The organism is Gordonia aurantiaca, assembly GCF_039939235.1.
Lineage (GTDB): Bacteria > Actinomycetota > Actinomycetes > Mycobacteriales > Mycobacteriaceae > Gordonia.
The window spans coordinates 989,696-1,010,844 of record NZ_JBDUUF010000001.1 but is presented as its reverse complement, the minus strand read 5'-3'; the positions used below and the strand labels follow the sequence as shown (position 1 = coordinate 1,010,844).

General features: G+C 69.3%; 17 protein-coding genes. 2 read left to right on the top strand and 15 right to left on the bottom strand.

The window, feature by feature from the left end:
- Positions 1 to 160 precede the first annotated feature (160 nt).
- Complete coding sequence (locus ABFT43_RS04620) at positions 161 to 3,724, top strand: indolepyruvate ferredoxin oxidoreductase family protein (RefSeq protein ID WP_347959181.1); 3,564 nt, start codon at positions 161 to 163, stop codon at positions 3,722 to 3,724.
- A gap of 59 nt (positions 3,725 to 3,783) precedes the next feature.
- Here the strand turns inward: ABFT43_RS04620 and ABFT43_RS04615 are convergent, their stop codons facing one another.
- The 8 genes from ABFT43_RS04615 to ABFT43_RS04580 form a co-directional block, all read right to left on the bottom strand.
- On the bottom strand, positions 3,784 to 4,638 hold the full coding sequence (locus ABFT43_RS04615; protein ID WP_347959180.1) for a VOC family protein: 855 nt from the start codon (positions 4,636 to 4,638) through the stop codon (positions 3,784 to 3,786).
- A 45-nt stretch (positions 4,639 to 4,683) separates the two neighbouring features.
- Positions 4,684 to 6,648 carry an NAD(P)/FAD-dependent oxidoreductase gene (locus tag ABFT43_RS04610; RefSeq protein WP_347959179.1) on the bottom strand — a complete coding sequence of 655 codons (1,965 nt, stop codon included), beginning with the start codon at positions 6,646 to 6,648 and terminating at the stop codon, positions 4,684 to 4,686.
- 153 nt (positions 6,649 to 6,801) lie between these two features.
- Positions 6,802 to 7,638, bottom strand: a complete 837-nt coding sequence (locus ABFT43_RS04605; RefSeq protein WP_347959178.1) for a class I SAM-dependent methyltransferase — start codon at positions 7,636 to 7,638, stop codon at positions 6,802 to 6,804.
- Positions 7,619 to 8,305 carry a DUF5336 domain-containing protein gene (locus tag ABFT43_RS04600; RefSeq protein WP_347959177.1) on the bottom strand — a complete coding sequence of 229 codons (687 nt, stop codon included), beginning with the start codon at positions 8,303 to 8,305 and terminating at the stop codon, positions 7,619 to 7,621. Before ABFT43_RS04600 ends, ABFT43_RS04605 begins: the two co-directional genes overlap by 20 nt.
- Positions 8,306 to 8,399: 94 nt before the next feature.
- A complete protein-coding gene (locus ABFT43_RS04595; RefSeq protein WP_347959277.1) occupies positions 8,400 to 9,635 on the bottom strand; it encodes an acyl-CoA dehydrogenase family protein in 1,236 nt (411 codons plus the stop codon).
- 96 nt (positions 9,636 to 9,731) lie between these two features.
- Positions 9,732 to 11,393: a class I adenylate-forming enzyme family protein gene (locus tag ABFT43_RS04590; protein ID WP_347959176.1), complete on the bottom strand. Its 1,662-nt coding sequence runs from the start codon at positions 11,391 to 11,393 to the stop codon at positions 9,732 to 9,734.
- A gap of 21 nt (positions 11,394 to 11,414) precedes the next feature.
- Positions 11,415 to 12,389 carry a cyclase family protein gene (locus tag ABFT43_RS04585; protein ID WP_347959175.1) on the bottom strand — a complete coding sequence of 325 codons (975 nt, stop codon included), beginning with the start codon at positions 12,387 to 12,389 and terminating at the stop codon, positions 11,415 to 11,417.
- Between the two features lie 280 nt (positions 12,390 to 12,669).
- Positions 12,670 to 13,509: a TetR family transcriptional regulator gene (locus ABFT43_RS04580; RefSeq protein ID WP_347959174.1), complete on the bottom strand. Its 840-nt coding sequence runs from the start codon at positions 13,507 to 13,509 to the stop codon at positions 12,670 to 12,672.
- Between the two features lie 97 nt (positions 13,510 to 13,606).
- On the opposite strand from ABFT43_RS04580, the gene ABFT43_RS04575 reads away from it, so the two are divergent.
- Complete coding sequence (locus ABFT43_RS04575; RefSeq protein ID WP_347959173.1) at positions 13,607 to 15,250, top strand: class I adenylate-forming enzyme family protein; 1,644 nt, start codon at positions 13,607 to 13,609, stop codon at positions 15,248 to 15,250.
- A gap of 16 nt (positions 15,251 to 15,266) precedes the next feature.
- Here ABFT43_RS04575 and ABFT43_RS04570 read toward each other — a convergent pair whose 3' ends face one another.
- The 7 genes from ABFT43_RS04570 to ABFT43_RS04540 form a co-directional block, all read right to left on the bottom strand.
- Positions 15,267 to 15,908, bottom strand: coding sequence for a TetR/AcrR family transcriptional regulator (locus ABFT43_RS04570; RefSeq protein WP_347959172.1), 642 nt, complete (start codon positions 15,906 to 15,908; stop codon positions 15,267 to 15,269).
- Positions 15,909 to 15,949: 41 nt separating this feature from the next.
- A complete protein-coding gene (locus ABFT43_RS04565; protein ID WP_347959171.1) occupies positions 15,950 to 16,576 on the bottom strand; it encodes a nitroreductase family protein in 627 nt (208 codons plus the stop codon).
- 58 nt (positions 16,577 to 16,634) lie between these two features.
- On the bottom strand, positions 16,635 to 17,036 hold the full coding sequence (locus ABFT43_RS04560; protein ID WP_347959170.1) for an NUDIX hydrolase: 402 nt from the start codon (positions 17,034 to 17,036) through the stop codon (positions 16,635 to 16,637).
- On the bottom strand, positions 17,033 to 18,502 hold the full coding sequence (locus tag ABFT43_RS04555) for a carboxyl transferase domain-containing protein (RefSeq protein WP_347959169.1): 1,470 nt from the start codon (positions 18,500 to 18,502) through the stop codon (positions 17,033 to 17,035). The genes ABFT43_RS04560 and ABFT43_RS04555 overlap by 4 nt, the downstream gene beginning before the upstream one ends.
- A gap of 140 nt (positions 18,503 to 18,642) precedes the next feature.
- Entirely contained in the window at positions 18,643 to 19,095 is a 453-nt protein-coding gene (locus ABFT43_RS04550) for an RDD family protein (RefSeq protein ID WP_347959168.1), read from the bottom strand.
- Complete coding sequence (locus tag ABFT43_RS04545; RefSeq protein WP_347959276.1) at positions 19,092 to 19,790, bottom strand: hypothetical protein; 699 nt, start codon at positions 19,788 to 19,790, stop codon at positions 19,092 to 19,094. Before ABFT43_RS04545 ends, ABFT43_RS04550 begins: the two co-directional genes overlap by 4 nt.
- 39 nt (positions 19,791 to 19,829) lie before the next feature.
- The gene (locus ABFT43_RS04540) at positions 19,830 to 21,122 is read right to left on the bottom strand and encodes a glycosyltransferase 87 family protein (protein WP_347959167.1); all 1,293 of its coding nucleotides are present in this window, start codon (positions 21,120 to 21,122) and stop codon (positions 19,830 to 19,832) included.
- Positions 21,123 to 21,149: the final 27 nt, after the last annotated feature.

Genomic DNA, 21,149 nt, shown 5'->3' with positions numbered 1-21,149 from the left:
TTTGGCCCAGACCTCACACGGACCGGTGATCCGCGTGACGCCCGTCACCATCGTCTCGTACTGTGGTCTCAGGCCCACCACCCCCCGGGCCGCGACAACCGATGCGTCGACCCCCGGCACGACCGAGTCGACCACCGCACATAGAAGGCCAGGTGACCCCATGACCCTCGCAGACGACCGCGCCCGCCCCCGGCAGGTGTCCGTTCCCGATACCCGCAGGCCAGAGCCGATTTCAGACGGGTTCTCGCTCGATGACCGATACGTCCGCGAGTCGGGCACGATCTACCTCACCGGCATCCAGGCACTGGTGCGCATGGTCCGCGACCGCGCTCGCGTCGACCGCCTCCAGAACCTCGCCACCGCGTCGTACATCTCCGGTTACGAGGGGTCTCCCCTGGCCGGCTACGACCTCGAACTCGCTCGTCGCCGCGAGCTGCTCGCCCCATACGACATCCTCCACCGCCCCGGCCTGAACGAGGAGATCGCCGCGACCTCCGTGATGGGGTCGCAGATCGCCGCGCAGGTCGCCGAGCTCTCGCCGACCGCCGACGGCACGGCCCGCGACGGCGTGGTCGGGTACTGGTACGGAAAGGCCCCCGGCCTCGACCGCGCGACCGATGCGCTGCGGCACGCCAACCTGGTCGGCACCCACCCGAACGGGGGCGCGGTCGCCGTCGTCGGCGACGACCCGGGCGCCAAGTCCTCGACCGTGCCCTGCTCCTCCGAGATGGCGCTGGCCGACCTCTACATCCCGGTCCTCTATCCCGCCGACTCGCAGGACATCCTCGACCTCGGCGTGCATGCGGCGATCATGAGCCGGGTCAGCGGCCTGTGGACCTCGCTGAAGATCTCGGCGCACGTGGCCGACGGCGCGTCGACCGCGCAGGTCGACCCGAACCGCAACGTCCCGACCTACGGCGATCTCGGCCGCAGTCCGCACGTCCCCAGCGGCCGGCTGCTGGGAGCGAGTCTGATGGAGCTGGAACAGAACCAGCTCACCACCCGCATCCCCCGCGCCCTGGAGTACGCGCGGCTCAACGGGATCAATCGCATCGTGGTGTCGAGCCCCGACGACCGGATCGGCATCGTCGCCGCAGGCAAGACCTATCTCGACCTCCGGGAAGCGTTGCGCCTCATGGGGATCGGCGAGACCGACCTGCGCCGCCTCGGGATTCGCATCCTCAAGCTGGGCATGGTGTACCCGATCGAGCGGGACATCCTGAACCGCTTCATGTTCGACACCGCACGCGGCGATCTCGACGAGGTCATCGTGATCGAGGAGAAGCGCGACTTCATCGAGACGATGATGCGTGACATCCTGTTCCGCCATCCGCGGGCGCCGCGCATCGTCGGCAAGGTCAACGAGGACGGCTCGACCCTGTTCTCCCGGTTCGGCGAACTCGACGTGGACGCGGTGACCCGTGGCCTCGCGAACCGCCTCACCCGCCATCACGTCGACGCCGCGCAGGCCTGGCTCGACCGGAAGGCGCAGCGCCGCACGCGCATCGAGCTCCCACTGGCCGTGCGCACGCCGTACTTCTGTTCCGGCTGCCCGCACAACAGCTCCACCAAGGTCGCCGAGAACACCCTCGTCGGTGCCGGGATCGGGTGCCACGCCATGGTGCTGCTGATGGACCCGCGGCAGGTCGGCGACATCACCGGCTGCACCCAGATGGGCGGCGAGGGCGCGCAGTGGCTCGGCATGGCCCCGTTCGTGACCGCCGACCACTTCGTGCAGAACATCGGCGACGGCACATTCGCGCATTCCGGGTCGCTCGCCCTGCGGGCCGCGGTGGCCTCCGGCGAGAACATCACCTACAAGCTGCTCTACAACGGCACCGTCGCCATGACCGGCGGCCAGGACCCGGTCGGCGCGATGGATCTCCCGCGCCTGACCTCCCTGCTCATCGATGAGGGCGTCGCCCGGGTCGTCGTCACCTCCGACGACCCGAAGCGCACGAAGGCGCTGGGCCTGCCCAAGCAGGTCGAGGTCCGTCACCGGGACGAACTGCTCGACGTGCAGGCCGAACTCGCCGCGGTCCCGGGGGTGACCGTGCTCGTGCACGACCAGCACTGCGCCGCCGAGAAGCGGCGCAAGCGCAAGCGCGGCATCATGCCCACCCCGACCACGCGGGTGATGATCAACGAACGGATCTGTGAGGGTTGCGGCGACTGCGGCGAGAAGTCGAACTGCCTGTCGGTGCATCCGGTGGAGACCGAGTTCGGCCGCAAGACGCAGATCGACCAGAGCTCGTGCAACCTCGACTACTCGTGCCTGAAGGGCGACTGCCCGTCGTTCGTCGACGTCACGCCGGGGATCGCGCGCACACGCAGGCGCGCGGCCGACATCCCCGACTCGGAGCTGCCGGCGCCGTCGGTGCCCGCCGTTCGCGACACCTTCTCCCTGCGCGTCACCGGTATCGGTGGGACCGGTGTGGTCACGGTGTCCCAGGTGCTCGCCACCGCCGCCGTGCTCGACGGGCATGCCGCGCGCACCGTCGACATGACCGGTCTGGCCCAGAAGGGGGGCGCGGTGGTCAGCGACATCAAGATCGCCCCGCACGCGGTCGAGCAGGCGGCGAAGGTCGCGACCGACGACTGCGACCTGTATCTGGTGTGCGATCCGCTGGTCGGCACCGATCCGGTCCACCTGAAGGTCGCGGCGCCGGAGAAGACCGTCGCGGTGGTGTCGACGACGAAGATCCCGACCGGCCTGATGGTCATCGACACCTCGGTTGGCTTCCCGGCCGAGACCGCGATCCATTCGGCCATCGATGCCCGGGTGGCGCGCGCGGTCTACCTCGACCCCGGTGCGCTGTCGACGTCGCTGTTCGGCGACGAGCAATTCGCCAACATGCTGATGGTGGGTGCCGCCCATCAGGCCGGCGCACTCGCGGTGACGGCCCGGTCGATCGAGCGGGCCATCGAGCTCAACGGGGTCGCCGTCGACGCGAACATCCAGGCGTTCCGGCGCGGACGGCAGGCGGTGGCCGACCCGGACGCCGTGTCGGCCACCATCGCCGAGCTGCACGGGGCCGCAACCACCGAGATCGAGCCGAGTGGGCACGCGCTGAGCTTGGCCGGCGGCCTCGGGCTCGCCGAGGACCTGACCCGGACCGTGGCCATCCGCTACGACGAGCTGATCGCCTACGCCGACGAGCGTTATGCCCGTGACTATCTCGGCGTCGTCGAGCGGGTGCACCGCAGCGTCGGAAACGATGCGTTCACCGACGCGGTGGCGCGCAACCTCTACAAGCTGATGGCCTACAAGGACGAGTACGAGGTGGCACGGCTGACCCAGGACGCATCGTTCGCGGCGCGGGTGGCCGATCAGTTCGGCGATGACGCCGAGGTCGCCATCCGGCTGCATCCGCCGACGCTGCGCCGGATGGGCATGCGGGAGAAGATGTCCCTCGGCCCCTGGGCGAACCGGCCGCTTAGCACACTCGCGAAGATGAAGAAGCTGCGCGGGACCCGGCTCGATCCGTTCGGCCGCAACGAGATCCGCCGCACCGAGCGCGCGCTCATCGTCGAGTACCGCGAGCTCGTCGACGCGCTGCTCGCCGGAATCGCGGACGGCCGCCTCGGCGACTCCGAGATGCCCGCCGTGGTGGAACTCGCCGGGCTGCCCGAGATGGTGCGCGGCTACGAGAACGTGAAGATGCGCAACGTCGAGCGGTACCGCGCGGAGGTCGCGCGGCGGCGGGGCACACTCGGGATCTGACCCGGGCGCCGTCACCCGGTGTACCGGGAATCGGGTTCCCGGTGCACCGGGCCGAGGCCTCAGGCCTGGCGGACCGACAACACCGAACGCGCCTCCTCACGGATGACGCGCTCCTCGTCGGGCAGGGTGAACAGCGTGAGCTGCTCGCCCTCGGCAGTGCTCATCCGCAGGCAGTTCTGCTCCCACGGGGTCTTGGTGACCTCCCCGTCGCGCGAGACACCGACCCCGGCGAGGATCTCTGCGAGAGACTCGATCTCGTCCACGTCCCGGACCTCGACGCGCAGCGTGTGATCGCCGGAGACCTGCCGTCCGAGCTCGGCGTCGTCGACGAGTTCCCATTGGGCCTCGTCGAACAACTCGACCGCGGCGGGAACGACTCCGAAGAGGACACCACGCTGCCCCGCCGGGTGCGTCCACTCGTCGACGATCTCCATACCCAGGCCTTCGCGGTACACCCGCACGGCCTCGTCGATGTCCTTGACCTTCAGGCAGATCCGGAGCTCGTCAAAGCGTCGCTTCGTCTCGATCGGCTTCTTCTGCTCAGTGAGCGCGGGCCGGCTGATCAGGACGTACACATGCCCGTCGGGCGCCCGGAAGTGCGACCATGCGGTGCCCCACGAGTCCTCGACCCCGTCGTGGACCTCGCCGATGAACTCGACGCCCTTGGCCTCCAGCTCGGCGCGCGCCTCGCGCACGTCGTCGACGATGAGGCCCGCGACCGGGTGCTCGAAGAAGGAGTGGTCGCTGTCGGTCGGTTTGAACACCTCGAGCGCCGAACCGTCGGGCAGCCCGAACACCACCGCGTTCTGCTGCTCGCGGTCGACCTTCAACCCGAGTGTGTCGGCTGCGAAGTCGCGCATCGCCTGGTAGTTCGACGTCCGCGATCCGACCCAGCTGATCCCGTGGATCTTCATTCTCTTCCTCTCTTGGTGCTTACAGATTTCACAGTGCCCCGCATGTCACAGGGACCGAGCGGTGAAGAACGCCGTGTGGATGGCGTCGAACACGCGCCCCGGTTGACGCGCCGACCCGATGACCCGGACCTCGATACCCGCCGCCTCGATTTCGTCGGCGAGCGTGGAGTCCGGGAGGCGCCGGCCGAGCGCGAGGATGACGGCGTCGGCCGGGACGGTCTCCGTTCCGACGCCCGTCTCGACGTGCACACCCTCGTCGTCGACGCCGACCACGGTGTGCCCGCACCTGACCGAGACACCGGCGGCGCGCAGGAACAGCGGAAGCCGCTCGTTGTCGGTGAAGACCTCGTCACCCGCGAGCAGGCCCGGCCCGGCCTCGAGGATCGTCAGGTCCACGGCGTCACCCGACGCGGTGACCGCCTCCGATATCCGCAACGCCACCTCGCAGCCCTGGAGTCCGCCACCCACGATGACCACCCGGCCGCGCGGGGCGTCGGCTGATCTCATCTGCGCGGCGGTGATGACCGGGATGGTCCCTTCGATCGGGAACCCGGGCTCGGCGGGCGGGGCACCCGTGGCCACCACGGCGGCGTCGAATTCGCCCGACGCGATCGTCTGTGCGTCGGCCGCGTCGGGGACGACCCGGACGTCGCGCCTGGACACCTCGTGGACCAGGTGCCGGGCGAGCGCGGCGAGATCCTGCTTCACCGTCGACCCCTGGGCGTGGTTCAACAGACCGCCGAGCTCACCGGGCTCGAAGAGCGTCACGTCGTGCCCGCGATCGTGCAGGACGGCGGCGGCGTGGAGTCCCGCCGGGCCGCCGCCGATCACGGCGATCTTCTTGCTCGTCTCGGCCCGCGTCACCGGGAACCGACCTTCCTCGGCAACGCTCGGGTTCACGCTGCACCCGACGCTCCGCCCCTTGTTCAGACCACGGTGCAGGCAACCGTCATTGCACCGGATGCACGGCGTGATCTCCAGGACCCGACCGGCTTTCGCCTTGCGCGCCCAGTCCGGATCGGCGAGCAGCGGCCGCCCGAGGGACACGAAGTCCGCCGACCCGGACGCGAGGATCTCCTCGGCGGTGTCCGGGGAGACGATCGACCCGGACGCGATCACCGGGATGGACACCGCGGCCTTGATCTTCTCCCACCCCCAACGGTGCGGGGTCCGCACCTGATACCAGGGGCTGACCTCCCACTCCATGCCGGCGTGGTGCCCGCCCGAGCAATGCAGCACGTCGACACCGTGTTCTTCGAGGCGACGGCACAGCTCGACGGTCTCCTCGATGGGGATGCCGTCCGGCTCGTAGTCGGTGACCGACAACCGGATGCTGAGCGGGAAGTCGCGAGGAACCTTGGCCCGGATGTCGTCGACGATCCGCAGTAGCAGCCGTGCCCGGTTGTCGAAGCTTCCGCCGTACTCGTCGTCGCGCCAATTGGTGTGCGGCGACAGGAAATTGGTGATCAGGTAACCGTGACCGGCATGCACCTCGACGATGTCGAAGCGGGCGGCGTACGCACGCGCCGCGGCGTCGCCGAATGCGGAGACCACCGCATCGATCTCCTCGACGGTCATCGGGGTCGGCACCACGCCGTACTGCCCCTCCACATCCGACCACGACGAGTCGGTCGCCGACTTGATGGGCGCGGTGCCGAGGAACTTCTGCCGGCCGCCGTGGGCGATCTGCAATCCGATCCGGGCTCCGGTCGCATGGACCTCGTCGACCACCCAACCCAGACCCGGCGTGTGCTCACGATGGGCGTTTCCCAGCTGGTTGTGGATCGCCTTGCTCGCGTCGGAGTCGATGAAGCTGTATTCCATCATCACCAGGCCGACGCCGCCCTCGCCGAGTCGCTTGTAGTGCTCGACGGTGCGCGCGGTGACGGTGCCGTCCGGATTCGAGGTCGCCGTGCTCTGCGGCGACTTGAGTATCCGGTTCCCGATCTGCAGCGTTCCGATCCGCCCAGGGGTGAACAGGTGCGGATGGAGGGCAACTGTGGTGGCCATTGTCCTCTCCTGGGGCATGTCGGGCGCGAACGCGCCCGGCGGTTCCGTCGGGAGCCGCAATGAATACAGTTTTGTGTGCAATCATCCTGCACGACCGCCCGGTGGCCCGCAACAGATCCACCACGATCCGGCCGAGCGGGCAACGGCGAGCGATCAGGCGTGGGCGTGCCGCGGCGAACCGACCCGGTGGCGCAGCCTCGCGACGACGGTCTGCCCGTCCCCACCTGGTATCGGGTCGGCGTGCAGGTCTCCGGGCACGCGCCCCCGCGCGGTGAGCGCCTCGAACTGGGCGCCGTTCATCTCGACGAGCAGGACGCCGGATGCCGACAGCCACTCCCGTGCGTCACCGATGAGGTCCGCGACCTGGTCGAGTCCGTCGGCGCCACCGGTGAGGGCCCGCCGCGGCTCGTGATCGCGGGCCTCGGGCGCGAGGAGGCCGAACGCGTCGTCGGGGACGTACGGCGGCACCGCGGCGATCACGTCGACGCGTCCACGGAGGTCTGCGCACACCGCATCGAGTCCGGCCCCGCGGTGGACGTGCGCGTGGACCGGTAGGTTACGACGCGCGTGCTCCAGCGCGGTCTCGTCGACGTCGGCGGCATGCAGACGCACGCGGGGAAACGCGGCGGCGATCGTCGACGCGATCGGCGCGACGCCGCAGAACGCCTCGAGGACAACGGGATCGGCGAACCCCGCCACTACGCCTACCGCCTGCTCGGCCAGCAGCAGGGACCGTTTCCTGGGCACGAACACGCCGGGTCCGACGCTGAGTCGCAGGTCACCGAACTGCACCCAGCCCACGATGTGTTCGAGGGGCTCACCGGACACCCGCCGCGCACCCAGCGCATCGAGTTCGATTGCGTTCGAGGCATGTTCACGAAGCAGCGCGGCCTCGTCCTCGGCGAAGACACATCCCGCACGACGGAGCGCGCCCACCAGCGGATCGTCGTCGCGAACCGCCGGCGATACCTCATCGGGGAGGGGCGTCATCCTGTCTGAGACCGTACAAGAACGACGCCACCACCAACAGGGCAACCTGCAGAAACCCGAGGATCAGGCCCACGATGGCACCGGCGCCGAGATCGAGGAAGGGCGGCATGACGAGGGCGCTCGCGAACAGCGCGAGCCAGCCCGCGGTCGCGACGACCGCCAGGAACGGCAACGCCTTCCGGTATCGCGGAAACAGCACGAAGGTGGTCGCGACCGCGACCACACCGAGCAGGATGAAGAACTTCCCGGGATTCAGCACGACCTCATAGGAGAAGAACGCCGGGATACCGCCCCGCCCCTCCTCGAACTCCCGTCCCCAGCGGTCCAGTTCCTCCTCCGACGCGGCCGAGACCGTCACCCAGCTCACGAAACCCATGAAGTAGGTGACGATCCCGGCGACCACAGCGCCGAGTGCCGCGAGCACCGCGGGCTCCGGACGGGGCCTCGGCGGCGCCGTCCCCGGGGCCGGCCCCCACCCTCCCGTCGGGAACCGGTCGGACGGTGCGGGGGCCGGCGGACCCCACTGCGGTCCGGGTTCGCCGGTGGGTGGCCCGCCCACGAACTGCGTGTTCTCAGCGTGGCCGGCCGTGAATCCGCCGCTCTCCGGTGGCCCGGGTGGGGCCGGCGACCACTGTCCGCCCTGCCGGCTGGGATCGGCTGGATTCACGGCGAGCTCCTCGGATGTCGTGACGTGCGGATCAGCGTAGGCCGACGCCCGGGACGGCGCACCCGTCGCGAGGAGATTCATTCATGCAGTGGGGTCACCGCCGCAGCTCCCCCTTCGCGATCGTCCGCAGGTGTACTTCGTCCGGGCCGTCGAAGATGCGCATCGCGCGGTGCCAGCCGTACATCATCGCCAGCGGCACGTCGTCGCTGACGCCGGCGCCGCCGTGGACCTGGATCGCACGGTCGATGACGTCGAGTGCCACCCGCGGCACCGACACCTTGGCGGCCGAGACGTACGGCGCCGCAGCCTTGTTGCCGAGCTCGTCGATCGTCTTCGCGGCCAGTCGGCAGAGCAGGCGGGCCTGGTCGATGGCGATCCGCGACTCGGCGATCTGCTGCTGCACGACACCCTGCTCGGCGAGCGGCTTGCCGAAGGCGACGCGCACCTTCGCCCGCTCCACCATGTGATGTAGTGCGCGTTCGGCCGCGCCCAGCGCGCGCATGCAGTGATGGATACGACCCGGACCGAGGCGTGCCTGTGCCATCGCGAATCCGGCACCCTCCTCGCCGAGGAGGTTCGCGACCGGGACCCGCACGTCGTCGTAGACGACCTCGACGTGGCCGTGCTGGTCGTGCCGGCCGAACACCGGGACGTCGCGCACGACGGTGACTCCCGGTGTGTCGATCGGCACCAGCACCATCGACTGCTGACGGTGCGTGTCGGCCGTCGGGTCGGTCTTGCCCATGACAATGAGGATCCTGCAGCGCGGGTCGGCTGCTCCGCTGGTCCACCACTTGCGACCGTTGATGACGTACTCGTCTCCGTCGCGCACGATGCTGGTCTCGATGTTGGTGGCGTCGGAGCTGGCGACGTCCTTCTCGGTCATCGAGAACGCGGACCGGATGGTGCCGTCGAGCAACGGCTGCAGCCAGGTCTGCTTCTGCTCGTCGGTGCCGAACAGGTGCAGCAGCTCCATGTTGCCGGTGTCGGGGGCCTGCCCGTTGATGGCCTCGGGCGCGAGATGCAGGCTCCAGCCGGAGATCTCGGCGAGCCCGGCGTAGTCGAGCTGGCCGATGCCGGACTCCGACGGCAGAAAGAGATTCCACAGGCCGCGTTCACGCGCCTTGGTCTTGAGTTCCTCCACGACGGGCGGGACGTCGTGGTCGTCGGGGCCGCCGAGGCCTCGCTCGTGTTCGTAGCGCGCCTCGGCCGGGAAGACCTCCTCGTGCATGAACGCGATGAGTTTCTCCTGCAGTTCGATGGCCCTCGCCGACGGGCGGAGGTCGAGGGTCTCGGCGGGTGCCCGGAGGGTGAGATCCGGGTGGATCACGGCGCCGGCCGCGATGGTTGAGCTCATGATCGTTCCTCCTACACAGAACGTCGTCCTCCCCACCGCCACTATCGTGACGATGGGGAGGACGACGAATCACTTTCCGGCCGTGCGCAGTTCGCGCCGCAGCAGCTTTCCGGTCGCGGTCTTGGGGATGTCGTCCATCACCACGACCTCACGCGGGTACTTGTAGGCCGCCATGCGTTCCTTGCAGTGCTCGATGAGTTCCTGCGGCTCGGCGGTGGTGCCGGGGCGCAAGCTCACGAACGCCTTCACGGTCTCGCCGCGGTACGAGTCGGGCACGCCGATGACGGCCGCCTCCCGCACCGCGGGATGCTCATAGAGCACGTCCTCGACCTCGCGTGGCCAGACCTTGAACCCGCTGGTGTTGATCTGGTCCTTCTTGCGGTCGACGATGTAGAACCATCCGTCGGCGTCCATGTATCCGACGTCGCCGGTGTGCAGGACACCGTTGGGGATGCCCTTCTCGGTGGCCTCCGGCTTGTTCCAGTACCCGGCGACCACCTGCGGGCCCGCGGTGACCAGCTCGCCGACCTCGCCCGCGGGCAGGTCGTTGCCCTTCTCGTCGACGATCCGGACGACGGTGTCGTAGACGGGCACGCCGACCGACGTCGCGCCGGTCTCCTCGTCGGCCGGGGCGGTGACCCCGAACGGCACCGCATGCGACGGAGAGGTCGTCTCGGTCAGGCCGTACACGTTGTGGATGTAGTGCCCGAACCGATTCTGGAACTCGGCGATCGTGCTCGGCGGGATGGGGGCGCCCCCCGAGTAGATCTTCGTCAGGCTGGCCAGTGCACCCGGGTCGACGTCCGGCACGTTCATCAGGGCGATGAACACCGTGATCGAGCCGACCGTGAAGGTCGCCTTCTCGCGCTCGATGGTGGCGATGGTGTCCTTGGGATCCATGCGGTACATCAGCACCAGCGGAGCGCCGGTGAGCTCGGCCAGCGCGATATGTGCGATGAGACCCGTGATGTGGAAGAGCGGTGCCACACCGAGGATCACGTCACTCGAGGTGATGCCGACCCAGTCGCGGTAGGTCTGCGCGTTGAAGACCACGTTGCGGTGAGTGGTCATCGCGCCCTTGGGCGGGCCGGTGGTGCCCGACGTGTAGGTGAGGAACGCGACGCTGTCACCGGACAGTTCGGCCTTCGGCGGCCGCTGCCCGCGGTACTTCGCGAGCAGGGTCGCCATGTCGACCGTGTCGGGGCATTCGATGACCTCGGCGCCGGCCAGGGTGCCGCTGTTCGCGCTCTGGTACTCCAGCTCCGACGTCGTGATCACGGTCTTCACCGAGGTGTCGTTGTCGCGCAGGGCCTCCTGCGCGACATCGCGGTAAAGCTGCTGCATCGCGACCAGCACGGTGGCACCGGAATCGACCAGGATCTCGGCGAGTTCGCGGCTGCGGTACATCGGGTTGGCCGAGACGGCGATGCCGCCGGCCTTCCAAATGCCCAGCTGGGCGATGACGAACTGCGGGATGTTCTGTGCGTAGACCACGGCCCGGTCACCCGGGGTGAAACCGAGATCCAGGATGCCGACGGCGAACGCGTCGGTCAGCTCGTCGAGTTCGCCGGCGGTGATCGCCCCGTCGAAGTACCGGATGATGTCGGCGTCGGGATCTCGCGCGACGGTGGCCGCGAACATGTCCACGGCCGTGTCGAATTCGATGGTGCGCGGTGCGAGGTCCTGCTCGCGGTAGTGCCTGAGCCACACCTTGTCGTCGTAGACGCTCATGTTGTCCTCGTCAGGCCTTTCTCAGCGGATGACGACGGGGTTCACCGGCGCGCCGGTGCCGCTGACGACCTTCAGCGGGGCCGCGACGTACAGGAAGCTCCACCGGTTGTCGGCCGCGCAGGCCTCGGCCAGCGCCTCGAGCCAGACGATCTCGGTGAAGACGACGCCGAGGTTGCGCATGAGGGCGTTGTGCAGCGGAAGCGCCACGCCCGACACCGGATCGGTGGTCACCTCGTTGGCGATCGTGTCGGTGACCAGGTTCGGGATCTCCTTGTCCTGGAACCACTCCACGAGTTCGCGCGAGTAGGTCAGCCCGGGCTCGCAGAACCCGTCGTAGAACTTCTCCGGGTCGTTCAGGTCGTACCAGTACTTCAGCCAGCCGGTGCGGATGATGAGGATGTCGTGTGGCTCGATCGTGACACCCTGTGCGGCAGCGGCCTCCTCGAGGTCGGTGTGATCGAAGGTCTCACCCTTCTCCAGGTACTCCTTGCCGCGGTGGCGCGCCATGTCGATGAGCACACCGCGTCCCACGACACCCTTCTCGGCGATCGGCAGCACCGACGCCTTCTCCAGTGCGTCGACGGTGCTGCGCGCGTCGTAGCCGTTCCAGAGCTTGCCGTCGTACCAGACGTGACCCAGCGCGTCGTACTGCGTGGAGCCCTGCAGGAAGATCTTGGCGGTGTCGTCGGCGTAGTGCAGGCCGCCCGGGAACTGCGGTGCCCCGTCGCCGTCCCACGACGCCTCGTCGAGGATGTTGGTGCGCGAGATGCCCTCGCGGCCCGGCCACAGGGGATCGCCGGGGCTCTCCTTGCGGCCCATCTCGATCTGCAAGGTGAAGGTCTCGCCCGACTTGATGTGCTGCACGCCGCGCAGCACCTCGCCCGCGTCGAGGTAGTTCAGGGCACCGACCTCGTCATCGGGACCCCACTTGCCCCAGTTCGACGGGGCGTCGGCGCCGAGCAGCTCGGCCATGGACGGTGCAGCGACCTCGGTCATCTCATCTCCTTTGATTCGTCCCGGCGGAGCCAGCCGACGGCTGGGGGGATCCGGGGACTCGACCATGCGGACTGAACTTGCACTGAACTTTCCGAGCGCTCGCTCAGCGAGTTCATTGTGACGAGCATCGCACCCGTCTGCGAGCCCGTCAAGTGCGAATTCTGCGATGTCTCAATGTTTGTCGGAGCAAAGTGCGTACACGCAGGTCATCGAGATGGTTCAGGAATACTGAACAAGACTGAACACGACCCGGCGACCGGCGCCGGCACGCGGAAGGACGCTAGCGACCCGCCGGACAACCCACCATGGCGAGGGCGAGGCCGGCGTACTCGCGCGCGAGCCGGCGTCCCTCGGCCGCGTCGGCGTCCTCGATCCACGTGGGCACGGCCAGGCACATCGTCACGATGGCGCGCGCGGCCGCCGGAAGATCACCATCACAGAAAACGCCCTGCTCCGCGGCTTTTCGCGCAGTGTCGAGCAGCCGCTGCTCGATCTGCGCCATCGATGCCCGGAGGCGGGAGCGGTTGGGTTCCTCGAGACGCCCCAGCTCGGTCGCCAGCACGAGCGCGAGCGAGTGGCGTTCGACGCGGAAGAGCGTCAGCGCCTCGACCATGTTCGCGAAGGCGGTCACCGGATCTGCGCCCGAACCCGCGGCGTCGAGGCGTCCGAGGAGGTCCGAGTGCGCGAGATCGACCAGCGCGACGAGCAGATGTTGTTTGCTCGGGTAGTGGTGGTAGATCCCGGCGACGCTGATGTCGGCCCCCGCCGCGATCAGCCGCATCGTGGCGCCGTGATACCCGAGTTCGGTGAACACCTCGATGGCCGACTGCAGCACCGGATCGAGCTCGAGCGGCGGAAACGCCCGCCAATCGGACGGATCGGGGTCGGCCGGCGGTGTCTGCTCCGGGCGCGGTTCCAGCAGTCGCGAGACCGGCACGTCGAGACATCGCGCGATGTCGCGCAGCCGGTCGACGGTCAGTCCGACCTTGCCGTTCTCGATAGCGCTCATGGTCCCGACGCTCACCCCGATGCCGCCGGCGAGTCCGCGCAGCGTGACGCCTGCCTGCTTGCGCAGGTCGCGCACGAGCGCACCGGAGTGGGTCGTCGGTTGTTCGGCCACGCTGAACACCATAGGGCCATCGCGAGGCTTTTCGTACACTCTTCGATGTGGACAACCAACGGTCGCAGCTCCTGCGTCACGGCGAACGCATCCCCGCATGAACGCCTACGACGCCCGACCGTGGCTGACCCACTACCCCGCCGGCCTGCCCGATCACCTCGACCCGGAGTTCGCCTCACCCCTGGCGATGTTCGCCGCCGCCGTGGCCGATGCACCCGACGACCCCGCGATCCGCTACTTCGACGCGACCCTCTCCTGGGCCGACCTCGACGCCGCTTCCGACGCGCTCGCCCACCTGCTGCAACAGCACGGGCTCGATCCCGCCGATCGGGTCGGGATCGCCGTCCAGAACGAGCCCGCCATCGTCGTCGGGATGCTCGCGGCCTGGAAGGCCGGCTGCGTGGCCGCGCTCATCAGCCCGATCAACCGTCGTCCCGAATTCCGCAGGGCGCTCGATGATTTCACCCCGCGCGCCCTCCTCGTGCTCGAAGAGGTCCATGCGGAGGCCGCCGACGAGATCGCGGTGACGCCGTCGGTCGAGCTGGTCGTGACCTGTTCCCCGCTCGACTTCGCCGGCAACGAAGAGGTACAGCGGGTCTTCGGGGTGCGCCGGACACGTCCGGCGGGCACGCTCGACCTGCTCGAGGTCATCGGTTCGGGCGAACGCGACGTGGACCGGCACGATCCGCGACCCGGCGACGTCGCGGTTCTGGCCCCGACCGCCGGGACGACCGGTCCGCCCAAGGGCGCCATGCTCACGCACCGCAACCTGGCGTTCAGCGCCCAGGTGTACCGCGACTGGACCGGGCTGCAGCCCGGCGAGCCGATCCTGTGCATGTCGCCGATCTTCCACGTCACCGGGCTGGTCGGCTCGGTGATGCTGTCGTTCTCGGCACGGTCGCCGCTCGTCCTGACACACCGCTTCGACGCCGCACTGGTGCTCGACGCCATCCGCACGTGGCGTCCGGCGTTCTCGGTCGCCGCCATCACCGCCTACATCGCACTGGCCGACCATCCCGACGTGTCACCGGAGGACCTGACGTCGCTGCGACTGCGGTATTCGGGTGGCGCACCGGTCCTCCCGGAGGTCGCCGATCGTCTCGAGGCGCGACTCGGGGGCATGATCCACAACGTCTACGGGCAGACCGAGTCCACGTCGCCGACCCACATGGTGCCGCCCGGGGTCCGCGCCCCGGTCGACCCCGAGACCGGCGCGCTCTCGGTCGGCCTGCCGGTCCCCGACACCATGACCCGGGTTGTCGACGACGCCGGGAATCCGGTTCCACCAGGCGTTTTCGGAGAGCTGGTCACGACCGGCCCGCAGATCGCGGCCGGCTACTGGGGGCGGGAGGACGATCCCGACTCGGCGCTGCGCGACGGCGAGATGCGCACCGGCGACGTGGGATTCATGGACGCCGACGGGTGGTTCTACGTCATCGACCGAAGCAACGACCTCATCAACGCGTCGGGCTACAAGATCTGGCCGTTCGAGATCGAGCAGGTGCTGCAGACACATCCGGAGGTCGTCGAGGCCGCGGTGATCGGGATTCCCGACGACTATCGCGGTGAGTCGACACGCGCCTACGTGGCCCTGCGCCCGGGCTCGGCGGTCACGCCTACCGATCTCATCGACTACTGCCGCGAGCGGATGGCCGCGTACAAGTACCCGCGTGAGGTCGAACTCGTCAACGCGCTCCCCCGCACCGCGACCGGCAAGCTACTGCGCCGAAAGCTGCGCTGAGCCGGGACGACGCCGGTCACGTCTGACACCGCAGCGCGGCCAGCGCCATCGCGCTGAGCAGGCGCCGGAGTTCGGCCTCGTCGTACTCCGGAAGCCGCGGGGACGAGTTGAGCAGGCCGAACATCGCGTGCACCCGCACGCGTGCCTCGGCGCGGTCGAGGGCGCGTCCCTCCTGCTCGTACACACCGATGAGAACATCGACCCAGCGTTCGACGTAGCGGCGCTGCAACGACCGCACCCGGTGGTTGGCCTCCGGCGTCGTCGAAGACAGGTCGCGGTCCTGCACCACGATCAGGTCGGGTTTGGTGACGAGCATGTCGATGTGGAAACCGATGAGCGACAACAGCGTTTCGTCGGGCGGAGCGCCCCGTTCGACGACCTCGACACCGCCGTCGTGCAGGCGCCGGCTGATGTCGACGAGCATCTCGTCGAGCAGTTCCGACTTCGACGCGAAGTGCCGGTACATGGCCGGGCCGCTGACCCCGACCGCGCGCCCGATGTCCTCCAGACGCACCCCGGCGAAGCCGCGTTCGGCCATCTGCCGGGCGGCGGCGGTCAACAATTCGGCACGGCGCGCCGCCTTCGCCTGCGTGCGGCGCGTCGGCGGGCGCGGGGCGTCGGCCGCCTCGACCTCGGGGGTGTCACTCGTCGCGGACATCGTGATCCGCACTCTACCGACCGGCGATCACCGATGGCGGCTCACCAACGATCGATGTGCAGCACGTCGTCGAGCGGCTTGCGCGGCGCGGGCTTGAAGTCGGTGCCCTTGGTGTACGCCACGGGCAGGAGGACACCCTGGTGGATGCCCTTGTCCCGGGGGATGCCGAGCAGCTCGGCGATCTCCTTCTCGTAGGCCAGGTGCAGCGTTGTCCACGCGGAGCCGAGTCCGCGGGCACGCAGGGCGAGCTGGAAGCTCCACGCGGCGGGCAACAGCGATCCCCACACACCCGCCTGGTTGCCCTCCGGCAGATCGCCGCCGGTGTAGATGGCACCGATGACCAGCACCGGGACCCGGCCCATGGTGTCGGCGAGATACTGGGCGCTCGATGCGACGCGCTTGCCGGTCTCGTCGCGGAACTTCTGCCCGGAGTAGTACGTGGCGAAGGACTGCGCGTAGTAGTCGGCGATCTTCTGCTTCAGCTCCGGATCGGTGACGACGATCCAGTGCCAGGTCTGGCTGTTGCTGCCGGTGGGCGCCTGCAGCGCGATCTCGAGCGCCTCCTTGACGACGTCGAGCGGAACCGGACGGTCGTGATCGAGGCGCTTGCGCACCGATCGTGTCGTCGTGAGCAGTTGGTCGGGGTCGAGCGGCAGCAGATCGGTCATGTCCCCAATCTTCCACGTCACGGGCGGGGCGCACCACAGTCGGGGGACCCCGTGCCCGTCACCCGACGACTCCGTGTGCGCGCAGGTACTCCACCAGGCCGCGGGTCACCGGGAGGTCCGCCATCTCCTCGACGCCGAACCATCCGGCGTCGGCGGCGTCGTCACCGGCGCGCAAGGTGCCCGACCGCACCCGCGCGGCGAAGTCGTGCACCTCGAACACCGCGTCGTCGACGCCGGTGGGGATGTCGACGGTCCACAGCAGTTCGCCGACCTCGACGTGGAGTCCGGTCTCCTCGAGCATCTCCCGCTCGACCGCCGCCTGCAGGGACTCGCCGGGCTCGACCTTGCCCCCGGGTACCGTCCACTTCCCCGCCCCGGGCGGATTGCGCCGCTGGATCAACAGGATTCGGCCCTGCTCGTCGGTGAGCACGGCGCCGACGGCGACGATACGGCGGCTCATCGGACCTCTGCCACGGGCACCCGGGTGCGCGCCGGGATGTCCGGCACGGGCGACGTCGACAGGTGCCGCGCGACCGCCGCGCGGACACCGGTCAGCGCCTCGGCATCGGAGTCGGCGTCCACGACGACGTCGACCATCCGCTGCTCGGCGAGCCGTCCGGCGAGAATTCCCTGGCGCGCGGCCATTTCGGCGGCGTGATCGAGATCGCGGTAGACGATGAGGCTCGCACCCTCCGGCGGCAACGGCGACAGCCAGGCGTCGGCGCGGGCCACCCGCAGGTCGGCCGGGAACAGCGCCAGGGCCGCGCCACCCGCCCCCTGGCCGAGCAGGATCGACACCGTCGGGACCGGCGCCTTGATCAGTTCGACCGTGCAGCGCGCGATCTGGGCGGCGAGACCGCCCTCCTCGGCCACCACGGACAGTTCGGCACCCGGTGTGTCGATGACCGTGACGACGGGCAACCCGAGCTCGCCGGCCGCCATGATGGCCCGGCGTGCTTCGCGCAGATGCCGCGGGCCGGGTAGTTCCCCGCGTTCCTGCGAGACCCGGTCGTATCCGACGACCAGCGCGACGTGGCCGCCGAAGCTGCTCAGCGAGAACCGGAGTGGTCCCGCATCCGACAGCGGCGCGGAGTCCTCCAGTGCGAGGAACTCGGCCAACCCGGCGCGTTGCGGCGCGCGCGTGGCCAGCACGCTCGCCCAGGCGTCGGCGGACTCCGCGACCGGGGCCGGCCCGGTGGGCGACACCGGGTCCGTGGTCGCGAGCTGGTCGTGCATGGCAAGCAGCCGCAGCACCGCCGCCAGTCGCGCGCCGAGGTCCACGGGTTCCACCACGTCGTCGACAACCGTTGTGCGCACGAGGTTCTCGGCCGTCTGTACGCCCTCCGGGAAGGGTTCGCCGTAGAGGCCCTCGTACACACGCGGACCGAGGAATCCGATCAGCGCCCCGGGCTGTGCCCACGTGACATGACCGAGCGAGCCCCACGATGCGAACACCCCGCCGGTCGTCGGATGGCGGAGGTAGACCAGATACGGTAGTCCGGCGGCCTTGTGCGCGGTGACCGCGCCGGTGATCGCGACCATCTGCAGGAACGCCGCGGTCCCCTCCTGCATCCGGGTCCCGCCCGACGCGGGCGAGGCGATCAGCGGCAGGCCCTCCCTGGTCGCGCGCACGATTGCGTCGACGATCCGTCGGCCCGCGTCCCGGCCGATCGACCCGCCGAGGAATCCGAACTCGCTCAGCACGATCGCCGCGCGCCGGCCGCCGATCAGTCCGGCGCCGGTGATCACGGCCTCGTCGGTCCCGGCGAGCTCACGGGCGCGGGCGAGGTCATCAGCATACGCCCGGTCCTCGCCGTCGGAGGTCGCCGCCGGACGCGCGATCACGGTGTCCCACGACTCCCACGTACCGTCGTCGACGATCAGGTCCCGCAACTGCACCGCCGACAGACGCGTCCTGTGACCCATTCCCCCACCGTAGCGCCCCAACGACCGGCACCATCGGCACGAACCGATGAGACCCTGTTCAGCCGTGTCGCGGGCGTCTTCGGGCTCTTCGAAAGTGGCTCGGCAAGGACGTCGAGAAGGGGCTCGCCAGGCTGAGCAGGTCAGCGGGAGTAGATGACGCGGGTCCGCAGCAGGATGTCGGCGACCGACCGGCGCCGGCGGTCGACCACGACCCACAGCAGGCCGACCGCGAAGACGGTGCACAGGAGCGCCCGCAGGACCGCAACCGACGGACGCAGGCGCCCACCCTTGGAGTCGACCACGCGCAGCCCCATGACCACCGAACCCGGTGTGCGACCGGAGACCTCCCAGCAGGTGGCCAGGTAGATCACCGAGGTGACCACGAAACCCGTTGTCGTGAAGATTGTGTCGACGTGAGGAAAGTGGAATTCACTGACCGAGACCGCGAATTTCATCAGCGACAGGCCGGCATAGCAGGCGGCCAGGATCGTCCACACGATGAGCAGGTCGAGGAATGCCCCGATCCCCCGGCTGACGATGCCGGCGGTCTTGTCCCGGTCCTGCACCGCATGTGCCCGGTGCACGGCCGTCACTCGCCAGCTCCGTCCCGGTCCGACCCCTCGATCGCTGCGGTCGCCTCGGACTCGGCGCTGCGTCGGCGCAGGAATCGGTTGACCGCGTTGGCGACCGCGTCGTCGGCACGTTCGCTGGTGCTGCGGACGTCGGTCATCACGTCGGCGGTGACCGACGTGCTCGCCTCGCGGATGATGTCGGGCAGGTCGACGCCGTCGATGATCTCCTCGGCGAGACCGACGAGGTCCACGCGGTCGAGGATGGCGTCGATGTCGATGCGGGCCGCGATGGCGTCGATGTCGATGAGGTCGGCGACCGCATCGAGATCGACCTTCCGGATGACCTCGTCGAGGTCGACCAGATCGATGGCCTTCATCAGATCCACCTGTGCGACAGCTCGATCGAGATCGACGGTCTCGATGACGGCATCGAGGTCGATGACCTCGAGCACCGCGGCGACGAGCCGATCCAGGTCGACCTCGTGCAGGACGAGGTCGGTGAGATCGACGGTCTCGGTGAGGACGACGACGACCTCTCGGATGACCGCGCCGAGCACGGCACGGACCGCGGTGGCGACGCGGACGCGGGTGGCCTCGACGAGATCGACGGTGCGGGTCCGCATCCATGTGATCGCCGGTCCGGCGAGCGGCGCGGTTTCGGCGACGTCGAAGATCGCCCCCGCGAAACGGAGCGATGCACCCGCCAGACGGGACATCGCACCCGGCCGCGTCTCTGAGTCCACCGCGGGATCATCTCACGCCGTGTCCGATTTCACGTGGGCCGACAGGAGCCGTGACCGTTCCGCGACGCGGTATCCGGCGAGTCGGCGGGCGAGCCCCTCGAGGCCGGCGGGCGGGTTCGCGCCCTCCTTCCGGTTCCCGAACTGCGACGTCGCGTACGCGGCGCCGAACAGCATCACCGGGATGACCATGTAGCCGAACCGGCCGGTCGGGGCCAGGAGGAACAAGGCGACGAACCCGAGCCCGGCGTAGACGTAGGCCCGGGCGAGGGTCTCGGGCGGCCTGCGGATCACGAGGACCGCGATGGCCGCGGCCGCGATCGCGAGGAGCACGAGGGCGCCCAGCCGTCCTCCCCCGCCCGTCGACGCGAGCAGCACACCCGGCATCGGGCTGCGGGCCGGGGTCGCCACGACACCCACGCCGGCGGGGAACTTCACGACCTGCGCGACCATGTCGACGACGGATCCCAGCGCCGGGGTGAGCAGGGCGCCGAAGGTCACCGTGCAGGCGACGAGGAATGCGACGACGCGACGTCGGCCCTCCCGGGCGAGGATCAGCAGCGCGGCCACCGGCACCGCGATCACCGCCACCCACTTGAGCGCGAGCGCTGCGCCCACGGCAACGCCTGCCGTCTTCGGCCTCGCGGCCCCGGCGAGGGCCAAGCCGAGCACCAGCAGACCGGCCAGGGGGATGTCGACTCCGCTGGTGGACATCTCGAGCGCCACCGTCGGCGACAACAGCGACAGGCACATCGCCGCACGGGCCCGCAGCGACCTCACCCCGTGCAGCCTCAGTGCGGTGGCGATGCTGACGACGGCCACCAGCAGGCACCAGATCCGCGGGTCCGTCAGCGCGCTCCAGGCGTGTCCCACGCCTTCCCCGACCATGCCCCCGACCGCGGCGGGTACACCGAACAGCGCCATTCCGGGCAGATACGGGTTGATCTGGTCGAGACTCGACGCGTCGTGAACATATGGTGTCCCGGTGGACAACAACACATCGGCGGACTGCTCGATGATGGTCACCTCGTTCTGCACGCCGTACCGCCCGGTGAGCAGCAACGCCAGCGGCACCACCAGAGCACCGCACATCGCCATGACGAATGCCGCCCGGGCACGCCACGGCTCGGCGCGCCTCGGCACCGGGACGACGCTCGTCGCCAGGGACACCCCGTACCCGATGGCCGCACAGGCCGCCCACAGCAGATGGGTGGACAGCTCGGTCACGGCGAACATGATCGACGCCGTGACGAAGAAGACGGCATACGCCACCGTGTGCCCCCAGCGCCCCCGCAACAGTGTCAGCACCCGCGGATACCACCCCGCGCAGTCCCG

Bases quoted from the DNA above. Each gene is read 5' to 3' on its own strand.
- ABFT43_RS04615 (WP_347959180.1), bottom strand. From the start codon at position 4,638: ATGAAGATCCACGGGATCAGCTGGGTCGGATCGCGGACGTCGAACTAC.
- ABFT43_RS04570 (WP_347959172.1), bottom strand. From the start codon at position 15,908: ATGTCCGCGACGAGTGACACCCCCGAGGTCGAGGCGGCCGACGCCCCG.
- ABFT43_RS04585 (WP_347959175.1), bottom strand. From the start codon at position 12,389: ATGACCGAGGTCGCTGCACCGTCCATGGCCGAGCTGCTCGGCGCCGAC.
- ABFT43_RS04555 (WP_347959169.1), bottom strand. From the start codon at position 18,502: ATGGGTCACAGGACGCGTCTGTCGGCGGTGCAGTTGCGGGACCTGATC.
- ABFT43_RS04545 (WP_347959276.1), bottom strand. From the start codon at position 19,790: ATGTCCCGTCTGGCGGGTGCATCGCTCCGTTTCGCGGGGGCGATCTTC.
- ABFT43_RS04590 (WP_347959176.1), bottom strand. From the start codon at position 11,393: ATGAGCGTCTACGACGACAAGGTGTGGCTCAGGCACTACCGCGAGCAG.
- ABFT43_RS04560 (WP_347959170.1), bottom strand. From the start codon at position 17,036: ATGAGCCGCCGTATCGTCGCCGTCGGCGCCGTGCTCACCGACGAGCAG.
- ABFT43_RS04565 (WP_347959171.1), bottom strand. From the start codon at position 16,576: ATGACCGATCTGCTGCCGCTCGACCCCGACCAACTGCTCACGACGACA.
- ABFT43_RS04610 (WP_347959179.1), bottom strand. From the start codon at position 6,648: ATGGCCACCACAGTTGCCCTCCATCCGCACCTGTTCACCCCTGGGCGG.
- ABFT43_RS04620 (WP_347959181.1), top strand. From the start codon at position 161: ATGACCCTCGCAGACGACCGCGCCCGCCCCCGGCAGGTGTCCGTTCCC.
- ABFT43_RS04605 (WP_347959178.1), bottom strand. From the start codon at position 7,638: ATGACGCCCCTCCCCGATGAGGTATCGCCGGCGGTTCGCGACGACGAT.
- ABFT43_RS04575 (WP_347959173.1), top strand. From the start codon at position 13,607: ATGAACGCCTACGACGCCCGACCGTGGCTGACCCACTACCCCGCCGGC.